Below are 13,632 nucleotides of genomic sequence, written 5' to 3'. Positions count from 1 at the left end.
CGCGGTGGCCTGGCCGGTGGAGGAGGTGGCCTGGCCGGAGGGCGAGGTGGCGTGATCGGAGGACGAGGCGACCTGGCCAGCGGACGAGGTGGCGTGGCCGGTGGACGCGGTGGCCTCGCCGAAGGACGAGGTGGCGTGACCGGAGGGCGAGATGACCTGGCCAGTGGGCGAGGCGACCTGGCCGGTGGACGCGGTGGCCTGGCCGGTGGACGCGGTGGCCTCGCCGAAGGACGAGGTGGCGTGACCGGAGGGCGAGGCGACCTGGGCAGTGGGCGAGGCGACCTGGGCAGTGGGTGAGATGACCTGGCCAGTCGGTGAGATGCTGGTATCCGGGGTGACCGCGGGGACGGCTAGTTGGTCCGCGGTGACGCGGAGGGCGTCGGCGGTCAGGACCGTCAAGCGGTGGGCCAGGGTGGGAGCGCGGTCGGCGACGGTCTCGGGGAGGCGTTTCGCCAGGGTTGGGTCGATCTCGATGGCGACGACGTGTCGAGCGGCCGGGAGGAGGGCCAGGGTGAGTGAGCCCAGGCCGGGGCCGACCTCGAGGACGACGTCATCCGGGCTCAGGGCGGCGGTGGCCACGATGCGGCGCACCGTGTTGGGGTCGTGGACGAAGTTCTGGCCCAGCTTCTTCGTGGGCCGCACCTCAAGTTCCTCGGCGAGCCGTCGGATCTCGGCTGGCCCGAGTAGTGCGCTCGTCTCGGCCTCGGTCACCCGGCGAGCCTAGCCAGCCTCGGCCAGTGGCCTCCGGCCCCCGGTTCCATCGTCCCACGAGGCACCGACAGTTTCGGGCAGCCGCCAGGTGCGGACGGTCGTCAGCTCCAGACATCCGGGTCGGGCAGTGTTGGTGGCGGACAACCGTCAGGTCCGGACAGGTGCCGACATGACTGTGGGCCGGGCTCCTCCAGGGAGCGCCGGCCCACAGCACAGGGAACGAGATTCTTACGTCGGAAGGCCGAGCTTGCGCGCGCACGCAGGCCAGGCGCCGTAGCCGCCGCGGCCGTCGCGGACCTTGGTCGCGATGGCGATCTGCTGCTCGCGGGTGGCCAGGTCGGGACGGGAGGCGTACTGGCCGCCGCCGTTGGCGTTCCACGTGCTGACGTTGAACTGCAGGCCGCCGTAGTAGCCGTTGCCCGTGTTGATCGCCCAGTTGCCGCCGGACTCGCACTTCGCGAGGCTGTCCCAGACACTGCCGTCCGAGATCACCGGCTGCGGGGGCTTCTTGGTGCCGACCCGGATGACCTTCGGCTTGGCTTCCTTGGTGGTCTTGGAGCCGATCTCCTCGCGGGAGACCTCCTTGCCGTTCTTGATCGTGATCCGGTAGGTCGCGATGCGCTCGCCCGCGACGCCCGGGTCCACCACGACCTCGGTGCCCTTGTCGGCGTTCGGGTCCTCGACCTTCTGGACCGGCGGGTCGATGGCCTCGGTCTGGTTGACCACCGTGACGCCGTTGCGAGTGATCCGCACCTCGGCGCCGTTGGTCAGCTTGACGTCCGCGCCCGGGGCGATGGCGTCGTCGGGGCCGAGCGACATCTTGAGGTCTTTGAGCAGGTCGCCGGCGGTGACCGCGTTGGTCTTGATCGCCTGCGGAGCGTTCCCGCCGTCGAACAGCGTGATGTTCTTGAGGGTCTTGACCTCGATCGACATCCCGTTGAGCGGGATCTCCTTGTCGGCGGACTGCGAGAGCTTCGCACCGTCCGTCGACAGGTTCAGCTGCCGGAGCGCCTCGCCGACGGTGGTCGCGCGCACCCAGAAGTCCCGGCTCTCGCCGTCGATCTTCAGGTGGAGCTGGCGGCCGCGCTGGAGGACGATCTTGCCGTCGTCGTTGATCGCGGCGTTGGGCGACGGGGAGAGCGCGTCGTGGCTGCCGACGTTGATGCCCTCGTCCTGGAGCACCTCGCCGACCGTGTCGGCGTACGTGTTGACCTGGTGCGCCTGGCCGTCGACGTCGACCGTGATGGACTTGTTCATCGCGATCGCCGCGGCGCCGCCGCCGATCAGCGAGACCAGGATCGACGCGATCGTCGCCTTGAGGACGGACTTCTTCCACCGCTTGATGCCGGTGATGACCTCGGGCGGGGCGTCGTCCCGCTCGGCCAGCGGCAGTTCGTACGCGGTGCCGTCGGCGGACAGCGCGTCCGGGATGACCGGCAGGACGGTGGTCTCGGCGTTGATCAGCCGGATCAGCTCGTCGACGTCGACGTTCGCGGCGGCCATGAGGTCGTCGGCCTGAGGGCCGAGGGCCACCCGCACGTCGTGGTCGGTGATCGACAGGGAGCCCGAGTACTGGCTCTCGTCGGCGTCGTGCTCGTGGAAGTCGGGGAACTCGGAACGCCACGCACGGAAGTCCTCGTTGAGAACAGCCGTCGCGGGTCCGGCTTCGACCGGGGTGAACCAGTCAGTGTCGGCGAACGCCGAACTGCCAGGTCTGTTACCGGATCCAATCACAGGGTCGATACCTCCTGAAGGCCGCAGCCTTGCCCAACTACCGCGCGGCCACGCGCTTTCGCTTGTTACGACGTCCCGCGGTCGGCCACCGGTCCCCGACCTGAGCCGGCCTAGCCGCGGGTTTGTCCCTGAACTTCCTCGTCCGGGGTACGGTCACGGGACAGTAACGGGGGTGGGCAGGTTGCGCAAACATATCGGCCGATGTCGTGACCCTGGTCACTCCACGAATGGAGTAATTCTGACCCCCTGATCGGCCCATTGCTCACGCCCCGCGACCGCCGGGTTCACCATCAGTAGTTCGAGGGAGGTCGAACACCCGCTCCGCGTTGGCGGCGACCTCGGCACCGAGAGTTTCGACGGAAACCCCTTTGAACTGCGCAAGCGCGCGCAACGTGTAAGCAGCGCAGTACGGCTCGTTCGGCCGCCCGCGGAACGGGTGCGGCGTCAGGAAGGGCGCGTCGGTCTCCACCAATAACTGGCAATTGGGAATGACTGCCAGTGCGTCACGAAGGGCCTTCGCGTTGCGAAACGTCACGGTTCCGGCTAGCGACAGCACCCATCCGTGGTCCACACAGCGCCGCGCGAACTCGGCGTCCCCGGAGAAGCAGTGGAAGACCACTTTCTCGGGTGGTCCCTCCTCCAGAAGGATCCGGTAGATGTCCTCGTGCGCGTCCCGGTCGTGGATCATCAGCGGCTTGCCGACCCGCTTGGCGAGGTCGATGTGCCAGCGGAACGCCTCGTGCTGGGCTTCGGGCGGCGAGTAGTCCCAGTAGTAGTCGAGGCCGGTCTCGCCGATCGCCACCACGCGCGGCCGGCGGCCCAGCTCCTCGACGAGCCCCCGATCCGCGTCCGTGAACGCCGCCGTGCGCGTCGGGTGGACGGCGACGGCCGCAAAGACCCGCGGGTCCCACGTCGCGGCCCGAGCGGCCCACTGAGCGGCGGCGAGGTCGTCGGCGACCGTCACGACCCGCCCGACGCCCGCCGCGGCCGCCCGGTCGACCATCTCGACGACGTCCGCGGCGGTCTTCGCGCCACAGGCGTCCAGGTGGGTGTGCGCGTCGACGATGGGAACGGGGAGCGCCTCCGGGATCGGAGGGCGCTCCCCTTCGCGGTCGGCCATGTCAGTCGGTCACGGGAGCCCAGGACGGCCCGGTCTCGCCGAGCTTCGGGTCCAGCTTCGGGAACAGCGGCGAAGGCTTCTCCAGCGGTCGGCCGACCTCGATGGGCGTCGACTCCCAGCGGGCCCCCTCACCGGCGTAGTCACCGGTCAGGATCGGGTTGATCCGGCCGGGCACGTCCAGGTCCTCGACGTCCTCGACCCGCGGCTGCGCCGCCCAGACACCCGTACCGCCCAGCGCCTCGTGCACCTTCTGCGCCGAGTGCGGCAGGAACGGCGTGAGCAGCGTGTTCGCGTCCTGCACGACCTGCAGCGCGGTGTGCAGGATCGTGTCCCGGCGGGCCGGGTCGTCCTTCTTCTTCCACGGCTCCTGGTCGGACAGGTACTTGTTGGCCGCGCTGACCACCCGCATGGCCTCGCTCGCCGCCTGCTTGAACCGCGAGCTGCGCAGGTGCCCGCCGACCACCGAGAACGCGTCCCGCGACAGGGCCTTCAACGTCTCGTCGTCACCCGTCACCGCGGTCGGGTTCGGGACGGCGCCCACGTTCTTGTGCGCCATCGAGATCGACCGGTTGACCAGGTTGCCCCACTCGTTGGCCAGTTCGAAGTTGACCCGGCGGACGAACTCCTCCCAGGTGAAGTCGACGTCCTGGGTCTCCGGGCCGGCCACCGAGATGAAGTAGCGCAGGCTGTCCGGGCCGAACTCGCGCAGGAAGTCGTGCACGTAGATGACCGTGCCGCGCGAGGTCGAGAACTTGGACCCGCTCATCTTCAGGAACTCGGACGACACGACCTCGGTCGGCAGGTTCAGCGTGCCGAACGCGCCCGGCGAGCCGCCCCTGTCCCCCGCGCCGTTCTGGCCGAGCAGCAGCGACGGCCAGATCAGCGAGTGGAAGACGATGTTGTCCTTGCCCATGAAGTAGTAGCCCTGGGCGTCCGGGTTGGTCCAGAACTCCTGCCACGCGTCGCCGTCGCCGGACCGGCGCGCCCACTCGACCGACGCCGACAGGTACCCGATGACCGCGTCGAACCACACGTAGAACCGCTTCATCGGCTTGTCCCGCCAGCCGTCCAGCGGGATCGGCACGCCCCAGTCCAGGTCACGCGTGATGGCCCGCGGCTTGAGGTCGTCGAGCAGGTTCAGGCTGAACTTGAGCACGTTCGGCCGCCAGTCCCGCCGGCTGCCGAGGAAGTTCCCCAGCGCGCCGGCGAAGGACGGCAGGTCGAGGAACAGGTGCTCGGTCTCGACGAACTCCGGGACCTCGCCGTTGATCTTCGAACGCGGGTTCTTCAGGTCGGCCGGGTCCAGCTGGTTGCCGCAGTTGTCGCACTGGTCCCCGCGCGCGCTCTCGTAGCCGCAGATCGGGCAGGTGCCCTCGATGTAGCGGTCCGGCAGCGTGCGGCCGGTGGACGGGCTGATGGCGCCCAGCTGCGTCTTCTCGACGACGTACCCGTTCTTCCACAGCGCCAGGAACAGGTCCTGCACCACCTTGTAGTGGTTGCCGGTCGTGGTGCGGGTGAACAGGTCGTAGGAGAGCCCGAGGCCCTGGAGGTCGTTGCCGATCTGGCGGGCGTACTTGTCCACGGTCTGCTGCGGGGTGGCGCCCTCCTTGTCCGCCTGGACCTGGATCGGCGTGCCGTGCTCGTCGGTGCCGGACACCATGAGCACCTTGTGCCCGGCCATCCGCATGTACCGGGAGAAGACGTCCGAGGGGACTCCGAATCCGGACACATGACCGATGTGGCGGGGGCCGTTGGCATAGGGCCAGGCCACCGCTGTCAGCACGGGGTTGCTCATACCCGAATAGCCTACGGAGCAGCAGGGGGCGAGGACGAACGGGTTGTCAGGAGGAAGCGGTGTCCGCCACGCGGCTCTTGGTGCTCGGGGTCGTGCGGATGTACGGCACCGCGCACGGCTACCAGGTCCGCCGCGAGCTGCTGACGTGGTCAGCGGACAAGTGGGCGAACGTGGCGCCCGGCTCGATCTACCACGCGCTGAAGAAGATGGCGACCGAGCGGCTGCTCGAGGTCGCCTCGACGGATGCGCCCGCGGCCGGACCGGACCGCACCGCCTACCGGCTCACGCAAGTCGGCGAGAGTGAGTTCCAGCTGCTCGTGGCGCGTTACCTGGCGGACAGCGACGACTCAGCTCAGGGCTCCTTCCGGCTGGCCGCCGCCGTGACGTTCCTCCCGGCACTCCCCCGCGCCAAGGCGCTGAGCCTGCTGCGGCACCGGTTGACGCAGGTGGCCGGCTATCGCGCCACCGCGCAGAACGTGCTGGAGAACGGGACCAGCTGGGGCCAGCCAGAGCACGTCGAGGAGCTGTACCGGCTGTGGGTGGGGGCCGTGGAGACACAGGAGGCGTGGCTGCGCGGACTGGTCGAGCGGCTCGAGTCCGGCAAGTACGTGATGGCCGACGACGAGGGCGCCGAGTTCGGCGCGCCGCCGTCCCCAGCGCCGCCGATGGGTGCGCCGCCGGCGGAGGCCTGATCACCACCGCACGGGCAGCTCCACCAGTCCGCCGGTCAGCGTGTCCTCCCGCAGCCGCACCTCCGCGGGGTCCACGGCGAGACGCAGGCCGGGGAACCGCCTGGGCAGCTGGGTGAACACCGCCCCCAGCTCGATGCGGGCCAGCGGGGCACCGAGGCAGTACCGGGCGCCGTGGCCGAACGTGAGGTGCGGCCCGGCGGGGCGGGTGACGTCCACGCGTTCCGGTTCGGGGAAGACCTCGGGATCGTGGTTGGCCGAGCTCAGGTTCAGCAGCACGAGGTCGCCGGTGTGGATGGCGGCGCCGTCGTACTCCAGCTCGGTGCGGGCGTAGCGGGGCAGGCCGGTGCCGCCGCTCTTCGTCGCGGTACGCAGGATCTCCTCGACGGTGTTCGGCACCAGTCCGGGATCGTGGACCAGCGCCTGCCACTGCTCCGGGTTGCTCAGCAGCAGCAGGGCGCCCATGCCGATCCGGACCACGGTCGTCTCGTGCCCGGCGAACAGCAGCGCCATCCCGAGGCCGGCGATCTCGGGATCGGTCATGCCTCCGGTCGCGCAGAGCCGGGACAGCACGTCGTCGCCCGGCTCATCCCGCTTGCGGGCGACCAGCTCCTGGCCGTAGGCGAACAGCTCCCCGAGCGCGCGCTGCGACCTGGCCCCGTCCCGGGTGTTGCCGATGTCGTCGGTCCAGGCGCGGAACTGGTCGCGGTCGTCGTACGGGACGCCGAGCAGCTCGCAGATCACGAGCACCGGCAGCGGGACCGCGAGCGCCGCGTGCAGGTCGGCCGGCGGACCCTGCTCGGCCAGGTCGTCGAGCAGGCGGGTGGTCAGCTCCTCGACCCGCGGCGCCAGCGCACGCATCCGCCTGGGCGAGAAGTGCGGCTGGAGCAGCGCCCGCATGCGGGCGTGGTCGGCGAACTCGGTGTCGAAGTCGCCGAGCGGGCCGCCGAACAACGCCGACTCGCCCGTGCGCGCGGCCGTCTCCGGGGTCCGGTGGGACCGGCCGAGCCGGTCGTCGTCGAGCAGGCCCCGGACGGCGGCATGGCCGGTGACCTGCCACGCCTCGTCGCCGACCGGGGTGTGCGTCCGCTGGATGGTCACGGCCACGCTCCAAGTAAAGGTGGTTTTGTATAAGAGGATGTAAACAACGCTACTTGTATAGTCCGACTTGAACAAGGAGGTGCCCGTGGTCGCCCGACGGCTACCGCGCGCCGAGCGGCGCGAGCAGATCCTGGCCGCGGCCACCGGGGCCTTCGCCCGCGGCGGTTACGCGGCCACGGGGCTGGACGAGGTCGCCGCCGCGGCGGGCGTCACGCACGTGATCCTCTACCGGCACTTCACCTCGAAGAACGAGCTGTACCGGGCGGTGCTCGACCGGGCACGCGACCACCTCGCCGGCACCGTCGGGAGCGAGTACGACGGCGGCAGCGTCACCCAGCTGGTCCACGCGGCCGCGGCCGATCCGGACGGCTTCCGGCTGCTGTTCCGGCACGCCGCACGCGAGCCGGAGTTCCGGGACGTCGTCGACCGCATGCGGGACGCGGGTACCGCGATCGCCCACCACTACCTCGACGCCGCCATCCCGGAGCCCGCCTGGCGCGACTGGGCGGCGCGGCTGATCCCGACCGTCGCACAGGAGGCCGTCATCGCCTGGCTCGACGCCGGTCAACCCGATCCCGAGCACGCCGCGGAGCGTGTCGTCGCCGCCATCGATGGTGTCGTCCGAGCGGCCCAGAAGGATTAGGGGTTTGACTTGGCGTAGTCGACAAGCCATGCTGTCCGGACTCTAGTCAAATTTGATTACCAGAAAGGGCAGACATGATCGAAGCTCGCGGCCTCGCTCGGACCTTCCGGTCCCGGGGCCGTGCTGTCGAGGCCGTCCGCGGAGTGGACCTCGACGTGCACGCTGGGGAGCTGGTCGGCTTCCTCGGTCCGAACGGCGCCGGGAAGACGACCACACTGCGGATGCTCACGACACTGCTGCGGCCGACCGCCGGCACCGCCACCGTCGGCGGCGTCGACCTGCTCGCCGACCCGGTCGGGGTGCGCACGAAGATCGGGGACGTCGCCCAGGGCGGCGGCACGGCACCCGAGTGCCGGGTGATCGAGGAGATCGAGATCCAGGGCCGGTTCTACGGGCTCCCGAAGGCCGACGCCGTCCGGCGCGGCGCCGAGCTCGCCGCCCAGCTCGACATCGAGGGGCTCGAGCAACGGCTGGTCAAGACCCTGTCCGGCGGGCAGAAGCGCCGGCTGGACATCGCACTCGGGTTGATCCACTCCCCCGGTCTGGTGTTCCTGGACGAACCGACCACCGGCCTCGACCCGCAGAGCCGGGCGAACCTGTGGGAGCACATCCGCTCGCTGCGCGGCGAGCACGACGTGACCGTGTTCCTGACCACCCACTACCTCGACGAGGCCGACTCGCTGTGCGACCGGATCCTCGTCATCGACCACGGCCAGCTCGTCGCCGAGGGCACGCCCGACGAGCTGAAGGCGCGGTTGTCCGGCGACGGCGTCGTCGTGGCGGTGCCACCCGAGTCGGTCGCGGACGCCGCCGAGATCGCGGGTCGCCTGCCCGGCGCGTCGGAGGTCACCACGTCGCCCGACGGCACGGTCCGGTTCCGGGTGCCGCGGGGCGACACCGCGCTGCCGGAGCTGCTGCGGGCACTGGACGCGAAGAGCATCGCCATGACGTCGATCCAGGTGCAGCGGCCCTCGCTGGACGACGTGTTCCTCGCCATGACCGGCCGCACCCTGCGCGACGCGGAGGAGGGCCACGATGAGCGGAACTCGGGGAGCGAGTCATGAACACCCAGGACGTCACGGAGCGTTCCGGCGCCCGCGGCCGGCGAGGGGGCGGCATGCCGCGTGAGACCTGGCTGGTGTTCCGCCGGCACATGGCGATCTCCCTGCGCAACCCCGCGTGGGTGCTGATCGGCATCATGCAGCCGCTGCTGTACCTGCTGCTGTTCGGGCCGCTGATGGAGAAGATCGTCGCCAGCACCCCCGGGTTTCCGCCCGGCGACAGCTGGCAGGTCCTCGCCCCGGGTCTCCTGGTGCAGCTCGGGCTGTTCGGCAGCATGTTCGCCGGCTTCGCGCTACTGGGCGACCTGCGCCACGGCGTGGTCGAACGGATGCGGGTGACGCCCGTGAGCCGGCTCGCGCTGCTGCTCGGGCGGGTGCTGCACGACACCGTCCAGCTGCTGTTCCAGGCGCTGTTGCTGCTGCTCGTGGCCTACCTCGTGTTCGGGATGCGGGCGCCGTTCGCCGGGGTGCTGCTGTGCCTGGTCATGGTGATGCTGCTGGCCATCACGCTGTCGTCCAGCTCGTACGCGATGGCCCTGCTGGTGCGCAGCGAGGAGGCGTTCCCGGCGCTGCTGACCACGATCTCGGTGCCGTTGCTGCTGCTCACCGGGATCCTCATCCCGATCACGACCGACCTGGCGCCGCGCTGGCTGTACGTGCTGTCGCGCATCAACCCGTTCGCGCACGTCATGGACGCCGAGCGGGCGTCGTTCCGCGGCGACTACTCGGCGGACGGGCTGCTCACCGGCAGCGTGGTGCTGTTCGTGATCACGGTCCTGGCCGTGTGGTGGGGTGCGCGGACCTTCCAGAAGGAGAACGCCTGAGGTAAGACTCACCCCATGATCGTGAGGACGTGGTCGGCACGGGCGACCGGGGCCGGTGCGGCGGACTACCAGCACTACTTCGAGAAGACGCTGCTGCCGGAGCTGCGCGCGCTGGCCGGTTTCCGGGGCGCGTTGCTCCTGACCCGGCCGCTCGGCGAGGTGGTCGAACTGACGGCCCACACCATGTGGGCGTCGCTGGCCGCCATCGAGGCCTTCGCGGGTTCGGACGTCACCGCCGCGAAGGTCGAGCCCGAGGCGCTCGCGATGCTGACCGAGAGCGACGTGACGGTGGTCCACCGGACCGCCGCCCTCGCCGAACTGCCCTGAAGGGCACCCGTGGACGTGCGAGGTCCCACGGGTGCCCTTCCCGGATGTCAGCGATTGACCGCGCGCATGCCCTCGGAGTTGTAGCGGTCGCCCGCGACGGCGCCGGCCGGGATGGCGGAGGTGATCTCCGCCAGCTGGTCCGGCGTCAGCGCGACCTGCGCCGCGCCCGCGTTCTCCTCCAGGTACTTCACCCGCTTGGTGCCGGGAATGGGGGCGATGTGCTCGTCCTGTGCCAGCAGCCACGCGAGCGCCACCTGAACGGGTGTCACCTCGAGGGTCTTCGCGACGCCGATCACCCGCTCCGCCAGCGCGATGTTGCGCTCCAGGTTCTCGCCCTGGAACTGCGGCAGGCCGCGCCGGAAGTCGTCCTCCGGCAGGTTGCGGAACGTGTCCAGGTCACCGGTCAGCAGTCCGCGGCCCACCGGCGAGTACGGCACCACGCCGACGCCCAACTCCCGGGCCACCGGCAGGACCTCGTCCTCGATGCCCCGGTTGAACAGCGAGTACTCCGACTGCAGCGCGGTGATCGGATGCACGGCGTGCGCCTTGCGCAGCGTCTCCGCGCTCACCTCGGACAGGCCGAGGTGCCGGATCTTGCCGGCGGTCACCAGCTCGGCCATCGCGCCGACCGTGTCCTCGATCGGGACGTCGGGGTCACGCCGGTGCAGGTAGTACAGGTCGATGGTGTCGGTCCCGAGCCGGCCGAGCGAGCGGTCGACCGCCGCGCGGACGTACTCCGGGCTGCCGTCGACCTCGACGGCGCCGCCGCCGACCACGCGCCTGATGCCGAACTTGGTCGCCAGGACCACCTGGTCGCGCCGGTCCGCGATCGCGCGGCCGACCAGCTCCTCGTTGTGGCCGACGCCGTAGATGTCGGCCGTGTCCAGGAAGTTCACGCCCAGCTCGAGCGCCCGGTGGATCACGCCGACGGACTCGGTGTCATCCGCGGGGCCGTACGTCGCGGACATCCCCATGCAACCGAGCCCGAGCGTCGAAACCTCCAGGTCGCCGAGCATTCGCTTGCCAACCACGTGCTTCTCCTCCTTCGCTTGTGGTTGCCCCAGCAAACACCCTGGAGCACGCTCCAGGTCAACCGCGAACAGCGGCGTCGTAGAGAGCCTTCTTGCTCACCCCGGACGCGTCGGCGACCTGTGCGGCCGCGTCCTTGAGCCGCATGCCCCCGTCGGCCAGGCGACGCACCTCGGCCGCGAGCGCGTCCATGTCCTGTTCCCGCCGCCGCTCGGCGCCGGCGAGGACCACGGTGATCTCACCGCGGACCCCGTCCGCCGCCCAGTCCGCCAGCTCACGCAGACCGCCCCGGCGGACCTCCTCGTACGGCTTGGTCAGCTCCCGGCACACCGCCGCGCGCCGCTCCTCCCCCAGCACCTCGGCGGCCAGCGCCAGCGTCGCCGCGATCCGGTGCGGCGACTCGAAGAACACGGCCGTGCGCGGCTCCTCGGCCAGCGCGGCGAAGAACCGGCGCCGCTCGCCGTCCTTGCGCGGCGCGAAGCCCTCGAAGCAGAACCGCTCACACGGCAGCCCGGACAGCGCCAGCGCGGTGGTCACCGCCGACGGCCCCGGCAGGCAGGTGACCGGCAGGTCCTTCGCCACGCAGGCCGCCACCAGGCGGAACCCGGGGTCGGAGACGCTCGGCATGCCCGCGTCGGTGACCAGCAGGACCGTCTGGCCACCCTCGACGGCCGCCACCAGGCCGCCGAGCCGGCTGGTCTCGACGGCGTCGTAGAAGGACACGAGCCGGCCGGCCGGCGCGGCGCCGAGGGCCGCGGCGAGCGCGCGCGTCCTGCGGGTGTCCTCCGCCGCGACGACGTCCGCGGTGGCCAGGGCCTCGACCAGGCGCGGGGAGGCGTCCCGCGAGTCGCCGAGCGGGGTGGCGGCGAGGACGAGCCTGCCGTGTTCAGTCATCGCACTGCTCCGAGTTGGTGATCCAGACGCGGGCACCACACGGCGCCGCCTACGATCCTTGCCCGTGAGTCTTACCGTCGATCGCGAGGCTGTGGTTTCCCCCAGCCTGAGTGGTGCCGGCGGGCGACCGCTGTCCGAAGCCGACCTCGCCGAGATCCACCTGATCGGCAAGCCGATGCCCGCCGACCGGCTGCGCGCGTGGCTGGTCGCCGGCTTCCTGGCGGTCTTCGGCGGGTTCGTGCGGCTGCAGAACCTCGGCTTCCCGACCGACCCCGAGGGCACGCCGGTCTTCGACGAGAAGCACTACGTGCCGCAGGCGTGGGAGATGCTGCGCAACGGCGGCTACGAGGACAACCCGGCCTACGAGCTGACCGTCCACCCGCCGGTGGGCAAGGAGCTCATCGCGCTCGGCGAGTGGCTGTTCGGCTACAACTCCTGGGGCTGGCGGTTCACGGCGGCGCTGTGCAGCGCGCTCATGATCCTGATGATCATCCGGATCGCGCGGCGGCTGACCCGGTCCACCCTGCTCGGCGGCATCGCCGGCGTCCTGCTGATCTGCGACGGGGTGTCCCACGTCCAGGGCCGCATGGGGATGCTGGACATCTACCTCGCGTTCTTCGTCCTGGCGGCCTTCGGCTGCCTGCTGCTCGACCGGGACCAGGTGCGCAACCGGCTGGCGGTCGCCGTCCGCGAGGGCTGGGCGACCGAGTCGGTGCACGGCCCGTGGCTGGGGTTCCGCTGGTGGCGGTTCCTGGGCGGGGTGTCGCTCGGGCTGGCGTGCGGGTCCAAGTGGTCGGGTGTCTTCTTCATCATGGCGTTCGGCCTGCTCACCGTGTTCTGGGACGCCACCGCGCGCCGCGCGGCCGGGGTCGAGCGGCCGTGGCGCGGCGCGCTGGTCAAGGACGTGCTGCCGGGCGTGTGGGCGTTCGTGGTCGTCGGCCTGCTGGTGTACCTGTCCACGTGGTGGGGCTGGCTGACGTCCGAGACGGGCGTCGACCGGCACCTGGCCGACGAGTCGGTGCACCACGGCTGGTACGACTTCATCCCCCAGGCGCTGCGGTCGCTGTGGCAGTACTCGGGCAACGTGCTGAACTTCCACGAGCACCTGGTGACCCCGGTGACCAACCAGCACCCGTGGGAGTCCAAGCCGTGGACGTGGCCGATGAGCCTGCGGCCGATGCTCTACTACTACAACGGCGGCACGGTCTCCTGCGGCGAGCAGCGGTGCGTGAGCGCCACCATGCTGATCGGCACCCCCGCCCTGTGGTGGGTGTCGCTGCCGGTGCTCGGCTGGGGCCTGTGGCGCATGATCGCCCGCCTGGACTGGCGCTACGCGGCGGTCGTGGTGGCCTACCTGGCGGGCCTGCTGCCGTGGTTCACCAACCTCGACCGCCAGATGTACTTCTTCTACGCCACACCGATGGCCGCGTTCCTGGTCCTGGGCATCGTGCTGGTCCTCGGCCAGATCATGGGCACGGTCCGCGACGGGTACGAACGCCGAGGGACAGGTCTGCTCGTCGTGGCCCTGTACGTGGGCATCGTGGTCGCCAACTTCGTCTGGCTGTGGCCCATCCTCAACGGCGACTCGATCACCGAGGCCCACTGGCAACAGGAACTGTGGCTCCCCTCCTGGCGCTGACCACCCGCGTGTCCAACGGCCCGGACCCGCGTGTCCAACCGTCTGGACCCGCGTGTCCAACGGTC

12 protein-coding genes and 1 pseudogene are annotated in these 13,632 nt (G+C 70.6%); 6 read left to right on the top strand and 7 right to left on the bottom strand.

Annotation, left to right across the window (positions count from 1 at the left end; genetic code table 11):
- Positions 1–249: 249 nt before the first annotated feature.
- From ACJ73U_RS12075 to metG, 4 genes and pseudogenes are all read right to left on the bottom strand, one after another.
- A pseudogene (locus tag ACJ73U_RS12075) lies at positions 250–711 on the bottom strand (ribosomal RNA small subunit methyltransferase A); the annotation flags it as partial.
- A gap of 228 nt (positions 712–939) precedes the next feature.
- Positions 940–2,445 (bottom strand): transglycosylase family protein, encoded by a 1,506-nt coding sequence (locus ACJ73U_RS12070; RefSeq protein ID WP_407777666.1) that lies wholly within the window; start codon positions 2,443–2,445, stop codon positions 940–942.
- Between the two features lie 262 nt (positions 2,446–2,707).
- Positions 2,708–3,565 (bottom strand): TatD family hydrolase, encoded by an 858-nt coding sequence (locus ACJ73U_RS12065; protein ID WP_407777665.1) that lies wholly within the window; start codon positions 3,563–3,565, stop codon positions 2,708–2,710.
- A gap of 1 nt (position 3,566) precedes the next feature.
- Entirely contained in the window at positions 3,567–5,360 is a 1,794-nt protein-coding gene (metG, locus tag ACJ73U_RS12060) for a methionine--tRNA ligase (RefSeq protein ID WP_407777664.1), read from the bottom strand.
- A 59-nt stretch (positions 5,361–5,419) separates the two neighbouring features.
- On the opposite strand from metG, the gene ACJ73U_RS12055 reads away from it, so the two are divergent.
- On the top strand, positions 5,420–6,052 hold the full coding sequence (locus tag ACJ73U_RS12055) for a PadR family transcriptional regulator (protein ID WP_407777663.1): 633 nt from the start codon (positions 5,420–5,422) through the stop codon (positions 6,050–6,052).
- On the opposite strand, the gene ACJ73U_RS12050 is transcribed toward ACJ73U_RS12055, so the two are convergent.
- Positions 6,053–7,156, bottom strand: a complete 1,104-nt coding sequence (locus ACJ73U_RS12050) for a cytochrome P450 (protein ID WP_407777662.1) — start codon at positions 7,154–7,156, stop codon at positions 6,053–6,055. It abuts the gene before it with no gap.
- A 79-nt stretch (positions 7,157–7,235) separates the two neighbouring features.
- On the opposite strand from ACJ73U_RS12050, the gene ACJ73U_RS12045 reads away from it, so the two are divergent.
- The 4 genes from ACJ73U_RS12045 to ACJ73U_RS12030 all read left to right on the top strand — a co-directional run bounded on the left by ACJ73U_RS12045 (position 7,236) and on the right by ACJ73U_RS12030 (position 10,005).
- Positions 7,236–7,793, top strand: a complete 558-nt coding sequence (locus ACJ73U_RS12045) for a TetR/AcrR family transcriptional regulator (RefSeq protein ID WP_407777661.1) — start codon at positions 7,236–7,238, stop codon at positions 7,791–7,793.
- A 74-nt stretch (positions 7,794–7,867) separates the two neighbouring features.
- On the top strand, positions 7,868–8,857 hold the full coding sequence (locus tag ACJ73U_RS12040) for an ATP-binding cassette domain-containing protein (RefSeq protein ID WP_407777660.1): 990 nt from the start codon (positions 7,868–7,870) through the stop codon (positions 8,855–8,857).
- A gap of 53 nt (positions 8,858–8,910) precedes the next feature.
- Entirely contained in the window at positions 8,911–9,678 is a 768-nt protein-coding gene (locus ACJ73U_RS12035) for an ABC transporter permease (RefSeq protein ID WP_407777677.1), read from the top strand.
- Between the two features lie 15 nt (positions 9,679–9,693).
- Positions 9,694–10,005: a hypothetical protein gene (locus tag ACJ73U_RS12030; RefSeq protein WP_407777659.1), complete on the top strand. Its 312-nt coding sequence runs from the start codon at positions 9,694–9,696 to the stop codon at positions 10,003–10,005.
- Between the two features lie 47 nt (positions 10,006–10,052).
- Here the strand turns inward: ACJ73U_RS12030 and ACJ73U_RS12025 are convergent, their stop codons facing one another.
- Positions 10,053–11,036, bottom strand: coding sequence for an aldo/keto reductase (locus ACJ73U_RS12025; protein WP_407777658.1), 984 nt, complete (start codon positions 11,034–11,036; stop codon positions 10,053–10,055).
- 58 nt (positions 11,037–11,094) lie between these two features.
- On the bottom strand, positions 11,095–11,928 hold the full coding sequence (rsmI, locus tag ACJ73U_RS12020) for a 16S rRNA (cytidine(1402)-2'-O)-methyltransferase (protein WP_407777657.1): 834 nt from the start codon (positions 11,926–11,928) through the stop codon (positions 11,095–11,097).
- Positions 11,929–11,986: 58 nt separating this feature from the next.
- On the opposite strand from rsmI, the gene ACJ73U_RS12015 reads away from it, so the two are divergent.
- Positions 11,987–13,567: a dolichyl-phosphate-mannose--protein mannosyltransferase gene (locus tag ACJ73U_RS12015; RefSeq protein WP_407777656.1), complete on the top strand. Its 1,581-nt coding sequence runs from the start codon at positions 11,987–11,989 to the stop codon at positions 13,565–13,567.
- Positions 13,568–13,632: the final 65 nt, after the last annotated feature.

The sequence above is a fragment of the Actinophytocola sp. genome (genome assembly GCF_045807065.1).
Lineage (GTDB): Bacteria > Actinomycetota > Actinomycetes > Mycobacteriales > Pseudonocardiaceae > Actinophytocola.
This window is presented reverse-complemented; position numbering and strand designations above follow the sequence as displayed.

Bases quoted from the DNA above. Each gene is read 5' to 3' on its own strand.
- metG (WP_407777664.1), bottom strand. From the start codon at position 5,360: ATGAGCAACCCCGTGCTGACAGCGGTGGCCTGGCCCTATGCCAACGGC.
- ACJ73U_RS12035 (WP_407777677.1), top strand. From the start codon at position 8,911: ATGCCGCGTGAGACCTGGCTGGTGTTCCGCCGGCACATGGCGATCTCC.
- ACJ73U_RS12040 (WP_407777660.1), top strand. From the start codon at position 7,868: ATGATCGAAGCTCGCGGCCTCGCTCGGACCTTCCGGTCCCGGGGCCGT.
- ACJ73U_RS12030 (WP_407777659.1), top strand. From the start codon at position 9,694: ATGATCGTGAGGACGTGGTCGGCACGGGCGACCGGGGCCGGTGCGGCG.
- rsmI (WP_407777657.1), bottom strand. From the start codon at position 11,928: ATGACTGAACACGGCAGGCTCGTCCTCGCCGCCACCCCGCTCGGCGAC.
- ACJ73U_RS12065 (WP_407777665.1), bottom strand. From the start codon at position 3,565: ATGGCCGACCGCGAAGGGGAGCGCCCTCCGATCCCGGAGGCGCTCCCC.